19 protein-coding genes are annotated in these 18,816 nt (G+C 62.6%); 6 read left to right on the top strand and 13 right to left on the bottom strand.

What is annotated here, in order from left to right; translation table 11 throughout:
• Positions 1-292 precede the first annotated feature (292 nt).
• Together ATE48_RS15875 and ATE48_RS15870 are read left to right on the top strand one after the other, a co-directional pair.
• Complete coding sequence (locus ATE48_RS15875) at positions 293-1,972, top strand: trypsin-like serine protease (protein ID WP_066773147.1); 1,680 nt, start codon at positions 293-295, stop codon at positions 1,970-1,972.
• Positions 1,973-2,052: 80 nt separating this feature from the next.
• Positions 2,053-3,597, top strand: coding sequence for a S1 family peptidase (locus ATE48_RS15870; RefSeq protein ID WP_156767813.1), 1,545 nt, complete (start codon positions 2,053-2,055; stop codon positions 3,595-3,597).
• Here the strand turns inward: ATE48_RS15870 and ATE48_RS15865 are convergent, their stop codons facing one another.
• From ATE48_RS15865 to ATE48_RS15855, 3 genes are read right to left on the bottom strand one after another with little or no spacing between them, the layout of a single operon-like run.
• Positions 3,598-4,911 carry a PQQ-dependent sugar dehydrogenase gene (locus ATE48_RS15865; RefSeq protein ID WP_066773143.1) on the bottom strand — a complete coding sequence of 438 codons (1,314 nt, stop codon included), beginning with the start codon at positions 4,909-4,911 and terminating at the stop codon, positions 3,598-3,600.
• 59 nt (positions 4,912-4,970) lie between these two features.
• Positions 4,971-5,741: a TVP38/TMEM64 family protein gene (locus ATE48_RS15860; protein WP_083197404.1), complete on the bottom strand. Its 771-nt coding sequence runs from the start codon at positions 5,739-5,741 to the stop codon at positions 4,971-4,973.
• 41 nt (positions 5,742-5,782) lie between these two features.
• Complete coding sequence (locus ATE48_RS15855) at positions 5,783-6,217, bottom strand: GIY-YIG nuclease family protein (RefSeq protein ID WP_066773141.1); 435 nt, start codon at positions 6,215-6,217, stop codon at positions 5,783-5,785.
• A 97-nt stretch (positions 6,218-6,314) separates the two neighbouring features.
• On the opposite strand from ATE48_RS15855, the gene ATE48_RS15850 reads away from it, so the two are divergent.
• Complete coding sequence (locus tag ATE48_RS15850; protein ID WP_066773139.1) at positions 6,315-7,253, top strand: isopenicillin N synthase family dioxygenase; 939 nt, start codon at positions 6,315-6,317, stop codon at positions 7,251-7,253.
• On the opposite strand, the gene ATE48_RS15845 is transcribed toward ATE48_RS15850, so the two are convergent.
• The 5 genes from ATE48_RS15845 to ATE48_RS19865 all read right to left on the bottom strand — a co-directional run bounded on the left by ATE48_RS15845 (position 7,254) and on the right by ATE48_RS19865 (position 11,870).
• Positions 7,254-8,873: a sensor histidine kinase gene (locus ATE48_RS15845; RefSeq protein ID WP_083197403.1), complete on the bottom strand. Its 1,620-nt coding sequence runs from the start codon at positions 8,871-8,873 to the stop codon at positions 7,254-7,256.
• A gap of 108 nt (positions 8,874-8,981) precedes the next feature.
• Positions 8,982-9,980, bottom strand: a complete 999-nt coding sequence (locus ATE48_RS15840) for a serine hydrolase domain-containing protein (protein ID WP_066775248.1) — start codon at positions 9,978-9,980, stop codon at positions 8,982-8,984.
• Positions 9,981-10,030: 50 nt separating this feature from the next.
• Positions 10,031-10,459, bottom strand: a complete 429-nt coding sequence (locus ATE48_RS15835) for a PAS domain-containing protein (RefSeq protein ID WP_066773135.1) — start codon at positions 10,457-10,459, stop codon at positions 10,031-10,033.
• A 72-nt stretch (positions 10,460-10,531) separates the two neighbouring features.
• The gene (locus tag ATE48_RS15830) at positions 10,532-11,497 is read right to left on the bottom strand and encodes an SDR family NAD(P)-dependent oxidoreductase (protein ID WP_066773133.1); all 966 of its coding nucleotides are present in this window, start codon (positions 11,495-11,497) and stop codon (positions 10,532-10,534) included.
• Positions 11,498-11,597: 100 nt separating this feature from the next.
• A complete protein-coding gene (locus ATE48_RS19865) occupies positions 11,598-11,870 on the bottom strand; it encodes a DUF3140 domain-containing protein (RefSeq protein WP_156767812.1) in 273 nt (90 codons plus the stop codon).
• A gap of 247 nt (positions 11,871-12,117) precedes the next feature.
• Here ATE48_RS19865 and ATE48_RS15820 point away from each other — a divergent pair, with 247 nt between their 5' ends.
• The gene (locus ATE48_RS15820) at positions 12,118-12,765 is read left to right on the top strand and encodes an outer membrane protein (protein ID WP_066773132.1); all 648 of its coding nucleotides are present in this window, start codon (positions 12,118-12,120) and stop codon (positions 12,763-12,765) included.
• A 35-nt stretch (positions 12,766-12,800) separates the two neighbouring features.
• Here ATE48_RS15820 and purT read toward each other — a convergent pair whose 3' ends face one another.
• Entirely contained in the window at positions 12,801-13,994 is a 1,194-nt protein-coding gene (gene purT, locus ATE48_RS15815) for a formate-dependent phosphoribosylglycinamide formyltransferase (protein WP_228126655.1), read from the bottom strand.
• Positions 13,995-14,069: 75 nt separating this feature from the next.
• Between purT and ATE48_RS15810 the strand changes: the two genes are divergently transcribed.
• Positions 14,070-14,615, top strand: coding sequence for a hypothetical protein (locus tag ATE48_RS15810; protein ID WP_066773131.1), 546 nt, complete (start codon positions 14,070-14,072; stop codon positions 14,613-14,615).
• Between the two features lie 61 nt (positions 14,616-14,676).
• On the opposite strand, the gene ilvC is transcribed toward ATE48_RS15810, so the two are convergent.
• Positions 14,677-15,654: a ketol-acid reductoisomerase gene (gene ilvC / locus ATE48_RS15805; RefSeq protein WP_066773130.1), complete on the bottom strand. Its 978-nt coding sequence runs from the start codon at positions 15,652-15,654 to the stop codon at positions 14,677-14,679.
• Between the two features lie 65 nt (positions 15,655-15,719).
• On the opposite strand from ilvC, the gene ATE48_RS15800 reads away from it, so the two are divergent.
• Positions 15,720-16,256 carry a DUF924 family protein gene (locus ATE48_RS15800; RefSeq protein WP_066773129.1) on the top strand — a complete coding sequence of 179 codons (537 nt, stop codon included), beginning with the start codon at positions 15,720-15,722 and terminating at the stop codon, positions 16,254-16,256.
• 3 nt (positions 16,257-16,259) lie between these two features.
• Here ATE48_RS15800 and ATE48_RS15795 read toward each other — a convergent pair whose 3' ends face one another.
• From ATE48_RS15795 to miaA, 3 genes are all read right to left on the bottom strand, one after another.
• Positions 16,260-17,198, bottom strand: a complete 939-nt coding sequence (locus ATE48_RS15795) for a YybH family protein (protein WP_066773128.1) — start codon at positions 17,196-17,198, stop codon at positions 16,260-16,262.
• A gap of 59 nt (positions 17,199-17,257) precedes the next feature.
• Entirely contained in the window at positions 17,258-17,776 is a 519-nt protein-coding gene (locus ATE48_RS15790) for a DUF6438 domain-containing protein (RefSeq protein ID WP_066773126.1), read from the bottom strand.
• 83 nt (positions 17,777-17,859) lie between these two features.
• Positions 17,860-18,774, bottom strand: coding sequence for a tRNA (adenosine(37)-N6)-dimethylallyltransferase MiaA (miaA, locus tag ATE48_RS15785; RefSeq protein WP_066773124.1), 915 nt, complete (start codon positions 18,772-18,774; stop codon positions 17,860-17,862).
• Positions 18,775-18,816 lie beyond the last annotated feature (42 nt).

Genomic DNA, 18,816 nt, shown 5'->3' with positions numbered 1-18,816 from the left:
GCATTCTTAACAATCTTGAGAAGACGCTCGCCAAAGAGTGAATCTCTGAGGCGAGAAAGGGGCGCTTGGGGGCATGCGCGTGGGAACCTGTTACGCAGGTTCGCGCTCAAGCCGACCGACCGCCCCCGTTCGCCGACGAACGGACTTGCCGTGATTGCGCGCGCCGATGCAAGGGGCGGACCGCAGGTCGGTGAGCAACTCTCTACTGCGAATTGACGGACGGTATTCTCGCCGCCAAGGTCGTTACCGCAGGGACAGTGCGCATGATCTGCGCAAATTAGGGGGTGCGTTCATGGCGCAACCGAAACCTATCCACAATCTCATCGCTCTAGCCGGCCTCGCGCTCGCTCTCGGCGCACCCAGCCTGGCCACGGCGCAGACCGGCGTCGCCACCGAGCCCCTCCTTTCGGGAACCGCCACCAACGCCCGTCCCGAAGTGGGCTTGTTCCGCACGGGAGGCGGCTTCTGCACCGGGACTCTGATTGCCGCGCGATGGGTCGTTACGGCTGCGCATTGTACGGCGCACATCCCGATCTTTTACCCGGGCGCTTCGAGCCCAGCGACCTTCAACATCGATCCTCCGGGCGGGACGCGGCAGACGTTCAGGGTTGACCACATTTATTCGATGGGTTTTCCGATCGGCACGCGTGACGTGATGCTGCTCCGCCTCGCCGATCCGGTGCCGGAAACTGTCGCACGACCCGCCCGCCGCAGCACGGTGATGCCGGCGTCAGGCGCGGCGGTGAGCGTCTACGGCTACGGCTGCAACCCGACGACCCCAGCCCTCACAGGCAATCGCCAAGTGGCCCACACCAACACGCGCATTGGCCCTTACGGCGAAATGCAGACGAGCAACGTGCTTTGCCCCGGCGATTCAGGCGGGCCGATCTTCACCGACGATCGAACCGGCGGCGGACGCCTGCTCGGCGTGAATTCACAGGCCGTCGGCGCCCCTCCTTCACAGACGGACATCTTCAGCGACATCATCACCCGGCGCCGTGAAATCGATCTCACGATGCTGGGCGGGGAAGCTGCGGGCGTGAACGACGTGACGGCATCGCATTGGTGCCAATCGCGAAGCCGGGGCGATGAACTCTTCTTTGGCGACTTCAACGGCGACGGCAGCGTCGATGGCATCTGCCATAACTCAAGCACCGGCCGCGTCGGCCTTGCGATCGGCGCTGGATTTTCGCTGCGTCCGCAGGGTGAATACGTGGGTCCGTTCTGCTCACACGCCGGGACGGAATTCCATGTCGGCGACTTTAACGGCGACCGCCGCACGGACTTGTTCTGCATCGACCGCACGAACGGCCACAAATGGATCGATTTTTCGAGCGGCAGCGGCTCTGCTCCCTATGGCGGCGCCGATTGGGAAATCGCTGACCCGTGGTGCAGCCACGCAACGGCGCAATTGCACATCGGCGACTTCAACGCAGATGGCCGCTCCGACCTGCTCTGCCATGACACTGGCGATGGCCATAAATGGATCGATTACGCGGCAGCGACCGGGTCGGTGTTCGGCGCCAATGATTGGGAAAGCACGATCAATTGGTGCACCCATCCATCGGCAACGCTGATCGTCTCCGAGTTCAACGGTGATGCGCGTTCGGATTTGCTGTGCCACACGCGCTCTAACGGGGGCATCGACGTCAAGCTTGCGCGCGCCGGCGATGTCTTTGGCGACACGCGCTATTGGCAGGACACCAGCTTAAACTTCTGCTCCGGGACGGGGCCGCGCGCGGGCGCCGGACGGGTCTTTGCCTACGACATCACGGGCGATAACCGTTCGGAGCTGTTTTGCTATTTCAACGCCACGGGCGGCGGCGGCCGAGTGATTTTCTCCACTGGAGACGGTGTTCCCTTCGAACCCGCCCTTGGTTGGGTCATCAGCGGCTGGACCTCGGGCTACACAAGGCCAAACTTCACCGGCAATGTGGCCGCCCAGCCATGGCCCCGCGATAGACAAGGCTAACAGGTGGGTCCGGCGCTTGCCCGCCAAGCGCCGGACCCCGATAATTGAGACCTCAGCGCAGCGTGTGGGCGGGGAAAAGCTTGGTCGGCAAGGCGTTAAGGTTCTTGGCGGCGGCGCTGTTTGTAGCGCTGGCCGGTCCTGCGGCGGCGCAAACCAGCGTCGACGAGGCCGAGCGCGGCATCGTGCGCATCGTGGTGATCCTCGAAAGCGCTGACGGGCGGATGCTCTACGGCTCGGGTTCGGGCTTTGTGGTTGCGCCAAACTTGGTCGTCACCAACGCGCACGTGGTCGCACCGGCGCGGCAGCGCTCCGAGTTCGAACTTGCGGTTGTGCCGCCTGAGGGCGAAGGCCTCATCCCGGCGCGGATCATCCGCTACTCGCCAAACTCAGAACTAGCACTGCTCGAATTCACTGGCGGACCAAACCTGCCGGCGCTCACGATTTCAACGGTCGAGCCTCACGCTGGCGATGGCGTGGTCGCGCTTGGCTATCCGGACGTCGACTATCAGGGCGCGACCGGCGCCGACCTGCTGCGCCCTGCTCCAGCGTCGCGGACTTCGGGGCAGATATCTTCCTTGCGGGACACTGCGCCAACCGGCGAGCCGATCCCTTCAATCAACCACCAGGCCGTTATTTCCTCCGGCTCCTCGGGCGGTCCGCTGCTGGATGAGTGCGGCCGCGTGATCGGCGTCAATTCCTGGCACGTCTCCGGCGCCGATACCCGTGAGACGCGCGGCGTCTCAACGCGCGCAGGCCAGTTGCTGGAATTCCTGGATGAGGCCGGCGTCTCACCGACGCTGAGCGACGAACGCTGCCTCTCCTTCGCGGAACGGATCGAAACCGAGCGCGCGCAAACGATCTCAGCACTGCAGACGCAGAACGATGAGCTGGCCTCCAAGCTCGAAACGGCTGACCGGTTGACGCGCATTGCGGTGGTAATCTTGATCGGCGGCACGCTGGCGCTGCTGGTGGCTGTCGGCGTGCTGGGCGCGGTTGTACTCTCGCGCCGCCGTGGGCATGGCGATGCGCACGCGAACGGTCACGTGCGGGTGCAGACCCATCACGAGCCGGAGCCGTTTGAACAACCGCGCAGACGCCTCGGCGTCATGACGATTGTCGCAGGCGCGGCGATCGCGGCGATACTGATCGTAGCGGCGGGCGTGGCGTTGCTGCGCGCACAAGGCAGCCAAACGGCCGCGATCCCCGATCCACCGGCGTTTAGCGGCGCCATTGCATGCACGCTCGATCGCGAAGCCAGCGCCGGCGCGCAAGGCGTGGCCGACATGAGCTTCACGGCGTCGGGCCGGCTTTGCGTCAACGAACGCACGCTCTATGCACCACTGGGCGATGACACGCCGCGCTTCCGGCGCGTGATCGTGCTGGGCGAGGCGCGCGTGATGGATGTGCTCACCATCGATCCAAGCACCGGCGAATTCCGCCGCGAGCGCTATCCGCTGAATGACGAAGAGTTCGCAGCCGCGAACCAGGCTGTCGCGGAAAGCGGCGTTGGGCGCGGGTGCGATGGCGATCCGGACGCAGTGGCGCGCCGCAATGAAGCGCTGATGCGCTTCACGCAAGGCACGCCAAGACAGCGCCTCGTGTGGCGCTGCGAAGCACGGAACTAATTACTGCGCTGCAGGCGGAGCGTTGGCGTAGGCGACGCGCCAGACGATGTTGCCTACATCGTCCGCGACAAGCAGCGCGCCGGTGCGATCGGTGGCGACGCCGACCGGGCGGCCCTGTGCCTGATTGCGCTCATTGAGGAAGCCGGTGAGAAAATCCTCGACCTCACCTGAGGGGCGTCCGTTGGCGAACTGCACGTAAGCCACGCGATAGCCGACGAGTTCGCTACGGTTCCACGAGCCGTGCTGACCAATGAAAGCGCCGCCCTGATAGTGCTGAGGCAGCGCAGCGTCGCTCGAGAACATCAAGCCGAGTGACGCTGTGTGCGCACCGAGTGCAAAGTCAGGCGCGGTTGGCGCTTGCAGACGAACGTTCTGGGGAATTTCGACACGCTCATCGCGATGATCGCCCCAATAATAATAGGGCCAGCCATAGAAGGCGCCGGCTTCAACATGGGTCATGTAATCGGGCACAAGATTGTCGCCGAGCATGTCGCGCTCGTTGACGACAACCCAAAGCGCATTGGTGGTCGGCTCCCAGCTCATGCCGACAGGATTACGCAGGCCCGATGCAAAGATGCGCACTTGCGTGCCATCCGGGTTCAGCTCCCAAATCGCGGCGCGCCCCTCCTCCGCTTCCATGCCGTTATCGGCGATGTTGGATGAGCTGCCGACCGCCACGTAGAGCTTCGCGCCATCGGGGCTGGCGATGAGGTTGCGCGTCCAATGGCCGTTATCGCCATCGCGATAAGGAAGTTCGAGCACGGTCTCGGGTTGGCCCGGCGCGCGCACGGAGTTGGGTGTGTAGCGGAAGCGCACGACGGCGTCGGTATTGCCCACGTAGAGATAATCGCCCACGAGCGCGATGCCGAAGGGCTGATTGAGATTTTCCGCAAACACGTGACGCGCGTCGACATCGCCGTCGCCATCGCTGTCGCGCAACAAGGTGATGCGATCAGCGCTGTCGCTCAGCGCACCGGCGCCGCGCTGGATACGATTTCGGATCCACCCCATGAAGCCACCGCCGACTTGCGGCTTGGTTGAACTTTCCGCGACGAGAATATCGCCGTTGGGCAAACGATAGATCATACGCGGATGATCGAGATTCTCGGCAAAGCGCGTCACAGTGAAGCCGTCCGGCGCTATTGGCGCGCCGCCCTCGGCCCAACCAATCGCTTCGGCGGTGTTCACGGTAGGCAACGCGCTTGATTGCGGATCGGGCAATTGCGGCTCGGCGCCGTAGCCATGCTCGGGGGGCGGAGCGGGCTGACTGCAAGCGGCCAATGCGAACGCGACTGCAAGGACGAGCTTTTTCATAACCAAACGCTAGCGCTGAATATTCGGCGCGTCGCCTGTCATATTATGGCGCCGCAACGTTACTCATCGCTTTTGTCCTCTTTAGCGTCGCGGCGCGCGAACCTGCGCACGATCAAGGCAATTGCAATGGCCACCACGATGGCAAGTGCCGCCATCACAGCAGCAGCTAGGAACTCGCCCTGGAAGGCGTTCAAAACGCTGTTGCCGAAGAACGCGACCATCATGGTCTTGGGCAGCACACCGACGGCGAGGCCGACGATGTAGGCCCAAAAATTTGCACGCATAGCGCCGAACGCCATGTTGGCGACGATGAACGGGCCTGTCGGGATAAAGCGCACGACAAAGCTTGCGAGCAATGTGTTTTTACCCATGAACCGCGTGAACCGTCCGCCAGTGGCGCCTCCGAAGCGCTTCTGGGTTTGAGCGCTTGTGAGGCGACCGGTGAAGTAAGTCGCAACACCGGAGATAACGGTCGCGATCCACGCGTACCAGAAGCCGACCTCCGCGCCGAAAGCGACGACACAGGCAGCGATCAGCGCAACTTGCGGCGCCCCGACATAGGCGGTCAGCGTGAACACAAGGACGGTGGCGAGAAGGCCCCAGTGGCCGCGATTGGCCTGCCCGAGCGTTTCATCGATGAAGCGTTCGATTTGATCGCCGAACAGAAAGCGCCCGGCGACAAGCAGGACAAGCACCAGGACGACGCTCAGCACGGACAGAATAACGGCGCGCCAGGCCCGGGCGTCCATACTGCTCACGAAGTCGCGAAGGCCTCCAGCTTCGCTGGGGTCCTCAATTGGCGGCTCTTGTTGGGCGGCGTCTTGGCTCATCGGCCCGCCCTGTCGCGCGGCGGGCCTCACGGGTCAAGCAATCACGCCCGTTGTGGGCGCCCGCCAAGCAGCGCCGAGAGGCTAAACGCATGGTTCGCCGCAGCTTTGCGCTTGGGCTTTAAGCCGGCTGCCTGGGGGATTTCCATGTCGTTCATGCGGGGTTTGAGGCCGCGAATGAGGTCTTCCTCGATACGGCGCCGGTCCACTTCGTCGCGGATCGGGCCAAGCACGTAGCGTTCCGTGGCGCCGTAATACCAATAGGCACGGCCCCATTTTTCGTGCCCAAGCAGGCGCGAGCGGAGGTCTGCGGCTTTGCCGACATAGAGCGGCTCCATCAGAAAGCCCCAGCGGCGGCGCACGAAAACATAAATCCCGCCGACGCCCTCGGGCGGCAGGCCGTTCTTGGTCAGAACGCACTTGAAACGATAGCGGCGGCCGCTTTCACCGCGCCAAGAATGCGGTCCGAAAAAGAACATGGATCGTCTCCCAGATTGGAAGCGGACGCTCGGCCCCGAATCGTAAACGCCGCGTTAAGACATTGAGCGCGGCCGCGAAGCGGCGCAGTTTGAGCGTATGGTGCTAAAGGCCCTCCCCGCACTTTCGATGCGCGACCGGCGCAGTGATCGCGAAGGCTTCGCGCGTGCGATGGGCGACAGCTATGCGCGCTTCGGCTTTGCGATCGTACGCGATCATGGGCTCGATCCTGGCGTCATCGAACGGGCGGTGCGCGCGACCAAGGATTTCTTCGCGCTGCCGGAAGAAACGAAACGGCGCCACCACATCGCCGGCGGCGCAGGGCAGCGCGGCTACATACCGTTCGGCGTCGAGGCAGCGAAAGGCGCTGACAAAGTTGACCTTAAAGAATTCTGGCACGTTGGGCGCGAACTTGGCGAAGCGCATCGCTACCGCGCCTTCATGCCGACAAACGTTTGGCCGGAAGAGATCGCGACGTTCCGCGAGGATGTGTACGGGCTCTACGCCGCGCTTGATGCATTGGGACTGGAGCTTCTGGAATCGATCGCGGTTTTTTTGGAACTCCCGCGCGACTTCTTCCGCGAACCGGTGCGCGACGGAAACTCGGTTCTGCGCTTGTTGCACTATCCGCCAACGCCGCCAAAGCCTGAAGGCGTACGCGCCGAGGCGCACGAGGACATCAACGTCATCACGCTCTTGCTCGGCGCTGAGGAAGCGGGACTGCAGCTACTGACGGCTGAAGGCGAATGGCTGGATGTGAACCCGCCAGAGGGCGCGTTGGTGGTCAATGTCGGCGACATGCTGCAGCGGCTGACGAACCATCGCTTGCGTTCCACCACGCACCGGGTTGTGAACCCGGCGCCGGAGCGCGCGCACCTGCCGCGCTATTCTATTCCGTTCTTCCTGCACTTTGCGCCTGACTATCTGATCAAAACGCTGCCGAACTGCGTGAGCCGAGAGACGCCGGACCGCTATCCAACGCCGATCACGGCGCAGGACTTCTTGCTCGAACGTTTGCGAGAAATTCGTCTAGCCTAACTAGGCGGCGTTGAACGCCTTGGCGCTGGCGACGGGAACGGACAGACTGAAGGTCGCGCCGGCGCCCAACTCACTGACCACGGTGATGTCGCCGCCCATCGCGCGTGCGAGGTCGCGCGCTATCGAAAGACCGAGGCCGGCGCCGCCGTAGATCTCACCGATCTGCGCGTTGGCTTGGCTGAACGGCTCAAACAGCTTGTCCTGATCGGCGGGCGCGATGCCGATACCGTTGTCGCTGATTTCGAAGACGACGGCGTCGCGGTCACCCTGCTCGGCGAGATGGGTTTTGATCCAAACCGTACCGCGCGGCGCGAACTTTATCGCGTTACCGACAAGATTGAGAAGGCACTGACGCAGACGCACGTGGTCCGCGACGACATAAGCGGCGGCAGCGCTTGGTTGGGCGAGCAAGTTCACGCCCGCGGCGCGCGCAGAGGGGCGCATTAGCCCGTGAATTTCCGACACCATCCCCGCGACCGGGAGCACTTCTTGTTTGACGCTTATGCGACCGGAATCGAGACGCGATTGATCGAGGATGTCGTTCAGCAAAACATGGAGATGCTTGGCCGCCGAGACGATCCGGTCCGCGTCCTCACGCGCGGCTTGCGATTCCGTTTCTTCGTGAATGATCTCAGCATAGCCGATAATACCGTTGAGGGGCGTGCGCAGCTCCTGCCCGACCTTGGAGAGAAATTCCGACTTGGCGCGCGCGCCTTCCATGGCGGCTTCAACGCCGGCCATGGTGCGGATTTGGTGGAGGACCAAATATCTGGTGATGAGCAGCGTGAAGGCGCCAATGGCGAGCAACGCTGCAATCACCGGCCAGATGCGGTTCTGGAATGCGGCTGAGCCGGGATGGGTGTTGCGCCAGACAAGATCGCCGACCCTGTCGCCGTCTGCGGCGGTCACGGGAAGTGCGATGACATCTGGGCCGGCCTGCTGGTCGGCGCCGACCAATCGAAACCCTTCAAGCGACATCGCACTGCCCGCTTGCGCGATGCTCGGGGCGTCAATGACTTGAGCGATGGCCAAATAATCGTAGCCGCGCAGCGGATTGTAGGCGATGCGCGCAGCGTCATCTTCGCGCGTGATCGGCACGACGGAAATAACGACCAGCGTGTCACCGATACGCGCGAAGGTGTTGGTGACGGTGTCCTGCGGCGTCGGCGTGCGCGCGAGACGGCGCAGATTTGGCACACGCGCGCCGGCCTCCGCGATCACCTGAGCCAATTCTTGCGCATGCGCGGTGTGCGCATCGCTGACCCATGTGTAGCGAACGGCGCCGTTTTGGCGGAACAAGATGAGCGCATCGGCGACGCTGGAGTAGAACGAATTATCGATCCATTCCTGGTTCCAGTTCGTGCTGATGTTTTGAAACGCCTCGTCCCAATTGGCATAATCGAGACCAACCGCCCCCATCATGCGCGCGCGGCCATCGAGGTTGCTGGCCACCAGCGTTGCGCTGTTGCGTTCGAAGGCTTGATCTTGGTCGTTAGCGAACGAGGCGAATACGCCGATCGCAAGGGCGATAATCACTGCAACGAGTGCAGCAATAGGAGCGCCGACGCCTAGCCAGGCGCGGCGCACACTCAGTGCAGCTGCGTTAGCAGTCCTCGACATTGCCCACCACACACACGCCTTTTCCAGCGTTTGGATGACGTTAACAGCAAGCTCGTTGCGGAACCGTTGATGCCGCTGCCCACAACAGGGTTGACGAAGCGTGAAAGATCAGCGCGAAACCGAGCCAAGCGCGCGGCGCAGGAACTCGGCGTCGGACCATTCGGGGCCATTATTGCGGCGGCGCAGCGCTTGAAGAATCCCGGTCGCTTGACGGGCGATGACGAGATCGAGCGAGGGCACAAGATAGAGGCGTTGATTGCCGGCGCCCGCGGCCATTGAGATGCCGCCAAAGCGCGCCGAGAGCGCCCCGTCGATTTCAATGCCGGCGCGGCGCCCTGGCGGCACGAGGCCTTCGCGGATCAGCCAAAACGACAAGCCGTAACCAGGATTGGCGCGCGAACCGTTGAAACATGCGCGAAGCGCCGCCTGATCGATGCGCCCCTCCCCACCCTGCAGCACGAACCAGCCAAAGCGCGCCCAATCGCGCGCGGTGAGCCCTGCGCCAGACGGCATGTGCGGCATGCCATCCGCGCCGCGCCGCCAGGCGGTTGGCTCAATGTTGAGCGGCGCGAAGATGCGGCGCGTCAGATAGGCAAGCGGATCGCTGTTGGTTTTGCGGCGCATGATCTCGCCGAATATCTGGAACGGTGTCGGTCCATAGGCGAATTGCGCACCGGGCGCAGCTTCAGCCAGTTGGGCGATCGCATTGGCGTAAGTCGGCGGACGCGCGATAGGACCGCCGCCAATGCCGCTTGTGAGCGACAATAGATGGCGCAATGTGATGCGGCGGCGATTATCATTGCGCCACTCGCTTAGCGTCTCGCTGGCGCGTTCATCCCATGAGGAAATCAAGCCGTCCTGTATGGCGGCGGCGCACATGACGCCAGTGAAGCTTTTTGTGCCGCTGGCCAGTTCCCAACCGCGCGCAGCGCTGCCTTGGTTTGGGTAATCTTCGAAGATCACTTCGCCGCGACGCATCACCAACAGCGAAACGCCCCGCCGTTCGGCCGAGTATGTGGCGGCGTCCCGAAAATCGAGGGTTTGGGCGACGGCCGGCGCGGCAAAGGTCGCAGCGGCGCTGGCGGCAAGGAAAGTGCGGCGGTTCATGCTCATAGCGTTATAAACGCACGAGCCGGCGCGATCCGTCGCTGGTAGAATTAAGCGGCGGCGGCGCCTCGGAGGCAGACGCGGCAACGCTCCTCCTCCGCCAATTTGCGCTCTGTGATCTCGTGATACATACCGAGGACGCCGATGACGTTTCCAGCTTCATCCTTGAGCGGCAGCTTGTTGGTCTCGAGCCAGACGATTGTGCCGTCAGCGCGCGTCAGCTTCTCTTCGATCCCCAGCTTCGGTACGCCGCTGAAAAGGACTTCAGCATCGGCGTCACGAAAGGCGCGGGCCTGATCGGGATGATAGAAGAAGAAATCGGACTTACCGATGAACTGCCTGGGGTCTGCGACGCCCGCATCATCACAGAAACGCTGGTTGCAGCCGAGAAAGCGCGACTCGCGATCCTTCCAGAAGATGCGCACAGGGAGCGCATCCAAAACTTGGACAAGCACTTCTGGCGGGAGCGAGTTGATCATAGCCCAGACGGTACGCGCGCGAGTTCTTAATCGGCGCTAATACAGCTGCATTTTCAAGGTAGGTCAGACGGCCTAAGCCGCTTCGAATTTTACACCGGTCATGCGTTCGCTGAGGGTCCAAAGCTTATCGGCGAGAACCGGATCGATGGCCCAGGGGCGCACGCCGTCAAACTCCTTGTGGTCCGACGGGACTTGCTTGGCGATGTCGCAATCTTCGCAATAAACGCCGCCCTTGCCTTCAAGCTGCGCATTGGTGGCGCACCAAACGCTCGTTGCCGCGCCTTGGCTTGGCGTCTTGAACCGATCGTTGACGTTGCCGTGTTCATCGATCCAGCCCATCGCGCGCTTTTCTTCTTCCGGCATATAGCGCTGGAGGTCGGTCATGATGCCGCCAGGATGAACCGCGAAGGCGCGGACATTGTGCGGCGCGCCGCGTTTGTCGAGGCCGATGGCGAAGAGCGCGTTCGCCGACTTGGCGCGGCCATAGGACATCCACTTGTTGTATTCGGTGTGCTCGAAATTCGGATCTTCGAGATCGGGCGGGCAGATGCGATGGCCGATTGAACTCAACGACACGACCCGCGCCCCGTTCGCGGCTTTAAGCGCGGGCCAGAGGCGCGCGGTCAGCTGAAAGTGCCCTAGATGGTTGGTTGCAAACTGCGCCTCATAGCCCCGCGCATCGCGCATCAATGGCGAGGCCATGATGGCGGCGTTGTTGATCAGGATGTCGAGCTTCTTGGTGCGCGATAAAAAGCCGCTCGCGAAGGCATCGATGCTGGCCGGATCGGCAAGATCGAGCGCTGCCTGTTCAACATTGGCGATACCGGCGAGCGCGGCTTGCGCCTTCTCCGGTGTACGCGCGGGCACGACGACAATAGCGCCGGCCCCGGCGAGCGCCTTAGTGGTTTCAAGACCGAGGCCGGAATAGCCGCCGGTGACGATGGCGACTTTGCCGGTGAGATCGCGTCCGCCGATAGCATCGCGCGCATCGGTGCGGATGCCGTAGCCGGAATTCATGGGCTTCTGTTCGGTAGGCATCGCAGCGTCACTCCCCTTTTCGCGCAAGTTACACTCATTCCCGGATTGGCGCGAAGCGGCAAGCCCGTGACCTATAGGAATGGGTGTGAGGTTGCTAACGCTAGGGGCTATCGGCGTCCGTGAGGCTGAGCGGGTCGTGGCCCCAGTTCATGAGGGCGTAGCGCCAGCGCGAGGTTTCGCGATTTTTACGTGGTGCTTGCATCGAGAGGCGGGGAATGAAGCTGATGATGCGGCGCATATGCTTGATGTCCTCGGGCATCGGAACGCGCTTGGATTTCAAAAGCGCGACGGTGCGTTGGCCGGCCTTGACGCCAACGGAAACGCCATCGCCGAAATCTTGGCCGACAAAGGGGGGGCTTCGGTCTTGTGCCAATCGGTGATCTCGCGCGCCGTCATGTTGACGGTCACGGCGAAGGAGGCGCGGACTTCCGAGTCATCGGCTTTGGCATGGGCGAGTGTTGCGTGAGCGACGCACTGGATCAAGGCGAGCTATGCAGAAAAAACAAAATCGTTGGCGGCGAATGGCTTAGCGAAACGGGCAAATTCGCCGGCGTTGCGGACAGGTAAGGAGGCTCCTACCGTCGCACCGGGCGGGGATAGGGAATAGACGGGGAAGATGCATGTCGAAACGCATTTCATTTCTCGCCGCTGCAATCGCGGCGATGGCGGCGGCTGGCGCCACTGAAGCGAAGGCCGACGCCTTCAACGGGCTCTATGTCGGCGCACACACCGGCTACACGTTCGGCGATGTCGATCAGCCTTATGGCGCCGTTGGCGGACCATTTAGTTCGACGCAAGCGTCGGCAGATCTCGATGGTTGGCTCTATGGCGTGCAAGGCGGCTACAATTTTCAGGCCGGCCATTGGGCGTTCGGCGGCGAATTGCAGGCGACCTGGGGCGATCGCGAAGGCGATGATGGCGGCTCAGGCGGCGACGTAAACGGCGTCGAGATCAACCAGGAATGGTCGCTACGAGGCCGCGCCGGCTATGTGTTCGGCGAAAATTTCTGGCTCTATGGCGCCGCGGGCTACGTCTCGATGGATGTCGACGCGACAGCGCCGCTGCAAAGCGACAATGAGAGCATCGAAGGCTGGACGTACGGCATCGGCGCCGAATTGGCGCTCAGCGAACGGATCAGCATCGCGGCGGAAGTGCGCGCGGACGAGATGGAACAAACACGCTTCTCATTCCCGCTTGAAGGCTACGACGAAGGCCTGACGCCGGACACGACGAGCGTACGCGTCAGCTTCAACTGGCATCCGTTCTGATCATCTAAAGCGCGTCGTCTTGAGTGACGCCGCGCTCATTTTTTATCTGCGCTGACGGGTTTGACGCTTGCGGCCGCCTGCTTTGCGCGGCTGCGCGCCTCATCAGTGCTCGCCCCGCGCGAGGCAGCCACGCCCATGCGGCGCTTCTTGAAGCTTTCGGGCTTGCCGAAGAGACGAAGTTCGGTTTCGGGCACGGCGAGCGCTTCGGCGACGCCCTCGAATGCGATGCCTTGGGCTTCCATGCCGCCATAAACGACGGCGCTGGCGCCCGGTGCACGAAGTGAGGTGTCGACTGGGAAGCCGAGAATGGCGCGGGCGTGCAGCGCAAATTCGCTCTGCACTTGAGATACGAGCGTCACCAGGCCGGTATCATGTGGGCGCGGGCTGACTTCGGAGAACCACACATCGTCGCCTTTGACGAACAGTTCAACGCCGAAGACGCCATAGCCGCCGAGCGCAGCGGTGACCTTCCCGGCGATGTCCTGCGCGCGCTCGAGCGCCTTTGCGCTCATCGCTTGCGGCTGCCAGCTCTCGACATAATCACCATCGACCTGAACGTGCCCTATCGGCTCGCAGAAGTGCGTGCCGCTTGCGGCGCGGACTGTAAGCAGCGTGATCTCGAAATCGAACAGCACCTGGCCTTCGACGATAACGCGAGGTTGCTTCACGCGACCGCCGCTCAGCGCATAGTCCCAGGCTGGGGCGACGTCGGCCTGCGACTTGAGGCGGCTTTGACCTTTGCCGGAGGACGACATCGTCGGCTTCACGAAATTCGGATAGCCGATCTTATCGACGGCAGCCTGCATCTCTTCGAGTGATGACGCGAAGGCGTAAGGCGACGTCGGCAACTTCAGCTCTTCGGCGGCCAGCACGCGGATGCGTTCGCGGTTCATAGTTATGTGCGCGGCTTTTGCAGTGGGGATCACAGTGGCGAGCTTATCGGCTTCGATACGGACGAGTTCGTCGGTCGCGATGGCTTCGATCTCGGGCACGATGAGATGGGGACGTTCTTGTTCGACAAGCGTGCGTAGGGCCTTCGCGTCGGTCATGTCGATGACATGGGCGCGGTGCGCCACTTGCTGCGCAGGCGCATTGGGATAGCGATCCACCACGATGCTCTCAACGCCCAGACGCTGGAGTTCGATGACGACCTCCTTGCCGAGCTCACCGCCACCCAAGAACATGACTTTGAGCGCGGACGGTGAAAGCGGGGTGCCTAGGCGGGTCATGAGTGGGATAACCTGAATGTGTTGAGCCCCGCACGCTGTAGCGTTGTAAGGTCGGTCAGACAATCGGGGGCGAATATGCAGTGCGCCGCACTAGCAGCGCTGTTTCTCACAGCATGCGCCGCTAAGGCGCCACCGACACCAGCGTATGTCGCCGATGACTTAAGCTCGTGGGAATCGTTTGACGCCACGACGCGCGCTTACAAAATCAGTTGGGCGTTCGAACAGGCGGATGCCGCTATTGTTGTGGGGGTGATCGGCGATGAATTTCGCGGCAGCTTTTGGACAGTCTTTAGCGTTTCCGATCCGAGCGCAGCTTCGCCGTCACAAGGCACACTGATCGTCGGCGACATGGGGCCTACGGGGCCGGACATCTCCACGCGCAGAGTCGAGCTTTGCCCAACGGTCACGCCTCAGCTTGCCACCCTCACTTCCCTCAACATCGAACTGACGGAAGACAAGCAAAGAAGAAAGGCGAAGCTGACCATCATCCTCACGCCTGAGTATGTCGTCGTCACGCCGCGCGGCGCGCTTCACTTTGAGGCGGACAAGGCGCCGGAAGCCGCGGCACGGGTGGCGGCGCTGCTGGATGCTGCCGATGTTTGCATGCGGGACGCGGACTGAGCTTGGCGGTCGCGATATCCGTCATCCTGGACGTGCGCGGCGCCACCGAGATGACGGAGTTTCATTTGTCCAAGAGCGCGCGAACGGCGCGGCCAGCTTCTTCGATTGGATGCACGGCGGCCGCTTCACGGAGCTTTGCGAGATTGGGTCCGCCTGCTCTGTGCTCGGCCATCCATTGGTTTGCGAACTTGCCGCTTTGAACGTCCGCCAACGCAGCACGCATAGCGTCTTTGACATGAGCGTCGATGATGCGAGGGCCGGTTACGTATTCGCCGTACTCGGCAGTGTTGGAGATGGCGAGATGCATGCCGGCAATACCGCGCTCGTGGATGAGATCGGAGAGCAGTTTCACTTCGTGCAGACAATCGAAGTAAGCGAGCTCTGGCGGCGTGCCGGCTTCGACCTGCACTTCCCACGCAGTGCGGATGAGATGCGTGAGACCACCGCAGAGCACGACTTGCTCGCAGTAAAGATCGCCTTCGGTTTCGATCTTGAAGCTCGATGGGATCATGCCGGCGCGGCCGCAGCCGATCGCAGCGCCATATGAATACGCAAGCGCTTCTCCGCCACCTGTGTCCTGGGCGATGGCGACAATGGCGGGCAAGCCGCCGCCGCGCGTAAAGGCTTCACGTAAAGCCTTTCCGGGGCCTTTGGGAGCGACCATGACGACGTTGACGTCAGCGGGCGGTTTGATGAAGCCGTAGTGATACGCAAAGCCGTGAACGAACATCAGCGCCTGCCCGGGGCGCAGGTGCGGAGCGATTTCAGCGTCGTAGAGATCGGGCATCACCTCATCTGGCGCACACATGACGAGCACATCGGCAGTCTGCGCGGCGTGCATGACTGTGATGGGCGCGAACCCCTCCACCCTCGCCTGTTCGGCGCGGCGCGCGCCGGCGTGAAGCGCGACCGACACATCGACGCCGCTGTCACGAAGGTTCAGCGCATGCGCGTGACCCTGAGCGCCATAGCCGATAACGGCCACCTTTCGGGCTTTAATGAGAGACGCGTCAGCGTCGCGTTCATAGAGGACGCGCATGGGTTTCCTTTGTTCTGCTTGCGTCTCTAGCGCCTGCGCCACAGATAGGCAAAGAGGAGCAGGTTATGGCTACAGCAAGCGAGATCGTGCGGTTCTGGCGGGATGCGGGGCCGAAATTCTGGTTCGTCAAGGACGAGACATTCGATGGCCGCTGCCGTGGCTTCGAGGCGGAGCACCACGCCGCGGCGCGCGGCGAGCTTTCGGCCTGGGAGAGGGACGCGGAGGGCGCACTCGCGTTGCTAATCCTGCTGGACCAGATCCCGCGCAACATCTTCCGAAAGTCACCACACGCTTTTGCGACCGATGGTTTGGCGCAAGCAATGGCAACGCGCGCACTCGAACGCGGCTTCGATGCGGCAACCGATTCGGCGATGCGGATCTTCTTCTATTTGCCGTTCGAGCACGCCGAAGACTTGGCGCAACAAGAGCATTGCGTGACGTTGTTCACGAATTTGGGCGATGCGGAATATCTGAAATTTGCGATCCTGCATCGCGACGTCATCGCGCGCTTCGGACGCTTTCCGCACCGCAACGCGGTGCTCGGCCGCAAGAGCACAGTTGAAGAGCTGCAATTTTTGGCGGACGGCGGCTTTTCAGGCTGAGCGCTACTTGATGGCGGCGTCGAACGAATAGCGCCAATTGCCTTCATAGTCGCGCGTCCAGACAGTCATATAGCGGCCAGCGGTGCGCACACCGTCCGCGCCTACGGTGGTCGAGACGCCCCAGGTCCAGCCCATATCGCCGCGCGCGGAGACACGGCCGGTTTGCGGCGTGCGTTCAAGGCGATCAGTTGCCGGCCAATTTTGAAAGCGCGCCGCGACGCCGGGGCGGCCCGTGACGGTTTCTGTGCTGGTGAGCAGCAACGCATCTTCCGAAGCGTAGGCGTTGAACGCGGCCGCGACGCCTTCGGCTTGCGCCATGGTATTGAAGGCGCGGTCGGCGTCGAGCAATTCACTGACGCCAGCACGCGCGAGCTCTTCTTCGGTGCGCGATCCGGCGAGTTCGGAAAGACGAAGCGCAAGGCGCCCGCCAGGATCGGTGGTGGCGAGGCAATTGCGTGCAAGGCTAGTGGCGCGGCCGCCAGATGAGATTTCAATGTAAGCACGCTCACCGTTGCCGCAGGCGTCTTCGGTGTCGCCGCCGAGTGAGCCTGAGACGCCCATCACGGCGCGCACGAGCGTCGCGATATCGCCGCGTTGAGCCGAAGTGACCGGCGTGACACGAGGTGCGTCCCCGCCCCAGAGCCACCAACCGGTGGAGGGATGGCCAGTGAATCGGCGGAGCGCGATGACACCCTCCTCACCACGCAGATCGTAGCGGATGACGCGTCCGACACCACCGTTCGGCGATGAAATGGTGACACGCACGGCTGTGTCGATGCCCTCAGCGGAGATCATCGCGCGGCCGCCGGTCGTCGGCGTCACATCGGCAGAAAGCATGGCTTGCGCCCATTGCGGCGCGCGCAAGGAAAGGTTCTGCGCGGCGGCAGGCGCTGTGAGCAAAAGCGCCAGAGCGAGGGCCGCCGCGACACGAAACTTAGTCATGATCCCCCCCGAGCGTTTCATGGCGGCAGATTAAGCGCCGCGCGCCGCCGTGGGAAGCCTCAGGGCTGCGGTGGGTCGCGCACAGGTTGACCATCGCGCAATACCCACTGCGCGGTTCCCGCGACGCGATCAATTTCAGCGTAAAGTTCGCGCACAGCGGCAGGCAGGCCAACACCGGGGCCGCCGCGATCCAAAATGGTTTTGCTGTGACCGTTGCGCGTGAGCGTCAGTGTATAGGTCGGCAAATCGGACACCGGCGCGCGATAGGAGTCGCGCAGCTGATCGAATTCGATGTCATCGAAGCGCGTGACGAGACGCGCGACATCCGCAGGCGCGATAGATGCGCTGCGCGCGCCAACGACAGCGACGTGGCCGCGGCCTTCGTAGTTCACTTGGCCAGCGCCGTTGATGGTGACGGTGTAATCGGGACAAAACCCGTAGCACGCACCGCGGGTCAGACGGATTTCAACATTGCTTGCAGCGGATTGGGACACAGCTTGGGTCTCAGCTGGCGCTTGCGCGCACGAGATGACGAAAAAGGCGATCAGCGCCCCGAAGAACACGCGGCTTGAAATCATGACGAAACTCCAACCCGGGATCTATGGAAGTAAGATGCGGCGCTTATGTGGGCGGTCAACGGCGATTTGCATTTTGGGCCACCTCAGCCGAGCAGCGCCAGCGCCCGATCCACGCGATGCGTGAGGTTGAGCTCGCTGACACGTGGCCAATCGGGCATTTGGTTTGCAATCCAGGTAAATTGGCGCTTGGCGTAGCGGCGGGTGTCGCGCTGACCAATCTCGGTGGCTTCCGCGAGCGGTGTCTCGCCGCGCAAATAAGCGCCGAGCGCCGGCGCCCCGTGCGCTTTGATTGCAGGCAAGGTTGGATCGAGCGCGCGAGCGGCGAAGGCGCGCACTTCATCGAGGGCGCCCTGCTCCAACATATTTTCAAAGCGCGTGTTGATCGAGGCATATAGCGTGGCGCGCTCCGGCGTCAGCGCAAGGCCACGCCACGCGCCTGCGGCTAAGGCAGGCTTGGTGTTGGCTTGGAAAGACGTGATGCTCTCACCTGTGGTTTCGATGACTTCCAGTGCGCGAATGATGCGCGGCGCATCGTTCGGTTCAAGCCGCGCGGCTGTTTGCAGATCGAGCGCGGCGAGTTCTGCATGGAGTGTCGCCGCGCCTTCGGACTCGGCGCGCGCAATGAGTGCAGCGCGCAAGTCAGGATCGACGGCCGGCATTTCGGCTAAGCCTTGGGTGAGGCCCTTGAAATAGAGACCGGTGCCACCGGCAATAATCGGGATCTTGTTGCGCGCGCGGATCCATGCGATTTTCTCGAGTGCATCGCTTAGCCAGCGGCCGGCGGAATAACGCTCGGCGGCATCGACATGCCCGTAAAGGTGATGCGGAGCTTGCGCCTCTTCTTCGCATGACGGACGCGCCGTCAGGATACGGAAGTCGCGATAGACCTGCATGCTATCGGCGTTGATAATTTCGCCACCGATACGCTCAGCCAAGGCAAGCGCCAAAGCGGACTTGCCGCTGGCGGTCGGGCCCATGATCAGGAGCGCAGGCTTCATGATTGGTGCAGTAGCGCATGCGCCGCCCCTGCCCTAGAGGGT

Source organism: Candidatus Viadribacter manganicus (assembly GCF_001679665.1).
GTDB lineage: Bacteria > Pseudomonadota > Alphaproteobacteria > Caulobacterales > Aquidulcibacteraceae > Vitreimonas > Vitreimonas manganica.
This window is presented reverse-complemented; position numbering and strand designations above follow the sequence as displayed.

What these genes read in the sequence shown, in the direction of transcription:
- ATE48_RS15795 (WP_066773128.1), bottom strand. Translation starts at nt 17,198, where the DNA reads ATGACTAAGTTTCGTGTCGCGGCGGCCCTCGCTCTGGCGCTTTTGCTC.
- purT (WP_228126655.1), bottom strand. Translation starts at nt 13,994, where the DNA reads ATGACCCGCCTAGGCACCCCGCTTTCACCGTCCGCGCTCAAAGTCATG.
- ATE48_RS15865 (WP_066773143.1), bottom strand. Translation starts at nt 4,911, where the DNA reads ATGAAAAAGCTCGTCCTTGCAGTCGCGTTCGCATTGGCCGCTTGCAGT.
- ATE48_RS15845 (WP_083197403.1), bottom strand. Translation starts at nt 8,873, where the DNA reads ATGTCGAGGACTGCTAACGCAGCTGCACTGAGTGTGCGCCGCGCCTGG.
- ATE48_RS15830 (WP_066773133.1), bottom strand. Translation starts at nt 11,497, where the DNA reads ATGCCTACCGAACAGAAGCCCATGAATTCCGGCTACGGCATCCGCACC.
- ATE48_RS15840 (WP_066775248.1), bottom strand. Translation starts at nt 9,980, where the DNA reads ATGAACCGCCGCACTTTCCTTGCCGCCAGCGCCGCTGCGACCTTTGCC.
- ATE48_RS15850 (WP_066773139.1), top strand. Translation starts at nt 6,315, where the DNA reads ATGGTGCTAAAGGCCCTCCCCGCACTTTCGATGCGCGACCGGCGCAGT.
- ATE48_RS15790 (WP_066773126.1), bottom strand. Translation starts at nt 17,776, where the DNA reads ATGATTTCAAGCCGCGTGTTCTTCGGGGCGCTGATCGCCTTTTTCGTC.
- ATE48_RS15810 (WP_066773131.1), top strand. Translation starts at nt 14,070, where the DNA reads ATGCAGTGCGCCGCACTAGCAGCGCTGTTTCTCACAGCATGCGCCGCT.
- ATE48_RS15820 (WP_066773132.1), top strand. Translation starts at nt 12,118, where the DNA reads ATGTCGAAACGCATTTCATTTCTCGCCGCTGCAATCGCGGCGATGGCG.
- ATE48_RS15835 (WP_066773135.1), bottom strand. Translation starts at nt 10,459, where the DNA reads ATGATCAACTCGCTCCCGCCAGAAGTGCTTGTCCAAGTTTTGGATGCG.
- ATE48_RS15875 (WP_066773147.1), top strand. Translation starts at nt 293, where the DNA reads ATGGCGCAACCGAAACCTATCCACAATCTCATCGCTCTAGCCGGCCTC.
- ATE48_RS15860 (WP_083197404.1), bottom strand. Translation starts at nt 5,741, where the DNA reads ATGAGCCAAGACGCCGCCCAACAAGAGCCGCCAATTGAGGACCCCAGC.
- ilvC (WP_066773130.1), bottom strand. Translation starts at nt 15,654, where the DNA reads ATGCGCGTCCTCTATGAACGCGACGCTGACGCGTCTCTCATTAAAGCC.
- ATE48_RS15855 (WP_066773141.1), bottom strand. Translation starts at nt 6,217, where the DNA reads ATGTTCTTTTTCGGACCGCATTCTTGGCGCGGTGAAAGCGGCCGCCGC.
- miaA (WP_066773124.1), bottom strand. Translation starts at nt 18,774, where the DNA reads ATGAAGCCTGCGCTCCTGATCATGGGCCCGACCGCCAGCGGCAAGTCC.
- ATE48_RS15800 (WP_066773129.1), top strand. Translation starts at nt 15,720, where the DNA reads ATGGCTACAGCAAGCGAGATCGTGCGGTTCTGGCGGGATGCGGGGCCG.